The organism is Coxiella endosymbiont of Ornithodoros amblus, from assembly GCF_019425495.1.
Taxonomy (GTDB): Bacteria; Pseudomonadota; Gammaproteobacteria; order Coxiellales; family Coxiellaceae; genus Coxiella.
The window spans coordinates 1-3,178 of record NZ_VFIV01000089.1 but is presented as its reverse complement, the minus strand read 5'-3'; the positions used below and the strand labels follow the sequence as shown (position 1 = coordinate 3,178).

Genomic DNA, 3,178 nt, shown 5'->3' with positions numbered 1-3,178 from the left:
CCCAAGCGCCAGCCGTTAGAAGAATTAAGCGCGGGCGCCGTCGGTTTTGTCGTTGCGGGGATTAAAGATATTTTCGGTGCGCCCGTCGGCGATACGCTCACGCATGCCAAACAATCAGCCGGCTCGCCTCTGCCTGGATTTAAACAAGTTAAACCCCGAGTTTTTGCAGGTTTATTTCCAATCAATACTGAAGAATATGAACCCTTTCGAGAAGCGCTTGCCAAACTGCGACTCAATGATGCGGCTTTATTTTACGAACCGGAATCCTCCGAAGCCCTTGGGTTTGGCTTTCGCTGTGGCTTCTTGGGGGTGCTTCATATGGAAATCGTCCAAGAGCGGTTAGAACGAGAATACAATCTTGAACTGATCACAACGGCACCCACGGTTAGTTATGAGATTCTCACTAAACAAGGTGAAATGTTGTATGTCGATAACCCAAGCCATTTACCTGAACCTGGTAAAATTGGTGAAATTCGCGAGCCCATCGCTATCGCTAATATATTAGTTCCACCGACATATTTAGGTGCGGTCATCACTTTATGCATTGAAAAGCGAGGAGTGCAGAAGAAACTACTGTACTTGAGTAATCAAATTTCCATGACTTACGAAATTCCCCTAAGTGAAGTCGTACTGGATTTCTTTGATCGCTTAAAATCGGCTAGTCGTGGTTATGCTTCTCTAGATTACTCTTTTAATCATTTTCGAGTAGCGGATCTGGTAAAATTAGACATTCTGATTAGTGGGCAAAAAGTGGATGCTTTAGCTACTATTGTCCATTACGATCTGGCCTATTCACGAGGTCGCGAGTTGACGGAACGCTTAAAAGACTTAATCCCGCGGCAGATGTTTGAAGTCGCCATACAGGCAGCGATCGGCGCTAAAATTATTGCGCGAACCTCGGTGAAAGCGTTGCGTAAGAATGTAACGGCAAAATGCTATGGCGGTGACATAACGCGTAAGCGGAAATTATTAGAAAAACAAAAAGCAGGTAAGAAACGAATGAAGCAAGTGGGGAAGGTGGCTATTCCTCAGGAAGCGTTTCTGGCAGTTTTTTTAAGAGTAAAAAACGAATGATAGTAGGTTTTGCATTTTGTTTAACAGTTGCTGTGATATTGACCAGAGTTATTAGTTTTATTGATAAACTTTTTCTAAAAAGCGTCGATCGCCAAAAGCCAAAGCCTCACTTGGCGTTGAGTATGCTAAAACCTTTTTCCTATCTTGTTAATCGTGTGGGTGGTGCGATCTTTCATTATTCAACCCCATCATGTTCCCACGGGTTCTTTAGAACCGACCATTATGTCTGGGGATTTTATTGCTGTTAAGCAGTTTGCTTACGGATTACGTTTGCCGGTACTTAAAAAAATCCTACCGATCAGTGAGCCAAAATGGGGAGAGACCGCTTTATTCCGCCGGCCGAAAGATCCTAAAATTGTCTTTGTTAAGCGCGTTATTGGTTTACCGGGTGATCATATTGTTTATAAACATAAACAGCTTTGCATCAACGGCCAATAACAAAAACAAAACTTCCTCTATAAAACCAATGACGTGGGTTCGTTGGGTTGTTGGTGCATAATGAATGTTAAAGAGAAAAATCCGGATGGCGTTAAGCACACAAAATTTACGTGCACCCGGCGGGTGGGGAGACGGAAGATTACAATTTGATTGTGCCCGCCTAGGTATTATTTATGATGGGAGATAATCGCGATAATAGTGATGACAGTCATCAATGGGTTTTGCCCCAGAAAGAGATTTAATTGGAAAGGCTTTTGGCATTTGGATGAGTGGGGTAAATTACTTAATTAAGTTCGGTGGGATCGCATCGGAAATCCATTTTAATAGGAGTTTCAAAAATTGATATGAACCATCTTAACAAGTTAATGGGACGGTTAGGCCACCAATTTAATAATTTAGAACTTTTAAAAATTGCTTTAACGCACCGCAGCAGCAGCGCTGATAATAATGAACGATTGGAATTTTTGGGTGACTCCGTCTTGGGATTTATCATTGCATCGGAATTATATCAACGACGCCCACAAGCGCGTGAAGGAGATTTAAGCCGAATGCGCGCTTCTATGGTGAACGGCGATGAGTTGGCGCAGATTTCGACTAAATTGGGCATAAATGAATATTTGCAGCTTGGGTTTGGCGAACAAAAAAGCGGCGGTAAACGACGGCGCTCGATTTTGGCAGATGCCTTAGAAGCGATTGTGGGAGCAATTTATATCGATGCCGGTTTGGAAACCTGTCAGCGCTGTGTATTAAATTGGTATGGCGAACGCGTTGATGATTTATCTAAATTAAGTCCTAAAAAAGATGCCAAATCGCTTTTGCAAGAATGGTTGCAGGCTCGAAGGCTGTCGCTTCCCATCTACGAAGTAAAAATAACCGGCGAAGCACATTCCCAAACTTTTACGGTGAATTGCTATGTGAAAGGGTTACCACACAAAACCCAAGGCGTCAATACTACGCGAAGACGAGCCGAAAAAATTGCTGCAAAACGGTTTTTGGATTTGTTAGATGACAGAAAGGGGGGTTGTATGACGGAGCGGGAACAATGAAACCAAAGTATTGTGGTTATGCCGCGATTATCGGCCGCCCTAACGTCGGTAAATCCACATTGTTAAATCAACTCTTAGGGCAAAAAATTAGTATTACTTCTCGCAAACCACAAACCACGCGTTATCAAATTCTTGGCGTAAAAACGTTTAAAGACACCCAAGTGATCTATATCGACACGCCAGGTTTGCACGCAGATACAGAGCGAACAATTAATCGATACATGAATCGTAGTGCACGCGGCACTTTAAGAAACGTCGATGCTATTGTATTCGTCATCGAACCGAATTGGGAATCGCAGGATACGTGGGTGTTAGATAATCTTAAAGAAATTGAGACGCCGGTTTTCCTTGTTATTAATAAAGTCGACAAAATTAAAAATAGAACTGAATTATTGCCGTTAATAGAAAAAGTTGTTTCCTTATACGCTTTTCAGAAGATTATTCCCCTTTCTGCTAAAACGGGCGATCAAGTAGGAACATTACAACAAGAGGTTCACCAATTAATGCCGGAATCACCGTTTTATTTCCCGCCAGAACAAGTGACGGATCGCAGCGATCAGTTTATGGCTTCTGAAATTATCCGCGAAAAATTAATGCGCTTACTAGGGCAGGAAATCCCT

The 3,178-nt window shown here is 42.6% G+C and carries 3 protein-coding genes and 1 pseudogene; all 4 read left to right on the top strand.

Features of this window, described 5'->3' with window-relative positions:
- A partial coding sequence (gene lepA, locus FIV31_RS07450) for a translation elongation factor 4 (RefSeq protein ID WP_280124335.1) occupies nucleotides 1–1,074 on the top strand: 1,074 nt, incomplete at its 5' end.
- Nucleotides 1,071–1,803, top strand: a pseudogene (gene lepB / locus FIV31_RS07445) (signal peptidase I). The gene lepA and the pseudogene lepB, both read left to right, overlap by 4 nt.
- A gap of 53 nt (nucleotides 1,804–1,856) precedes the next feature.
- On the top strand, nucleotides 1,857–2,558 hold the full coding sequence (gene rnc, locus FIV31_RS07440) for a ribonuclease III (RefSeq protein ID WP_280124334.1): 702 nt from the start codon (nucleotides 1,857–1,859) through the stop codon (nucleotides 2,556–2,558).
- Nucleotides 2,555–3,178: GTPase Era (era, locus tag FIV31_RS07435; protein ID WP_280124333.1), on the top strand; the 624-nt coding region annotated here is incomplete at its 3' end. The genes rnc and era, both read left to right, overlap by 4 nt.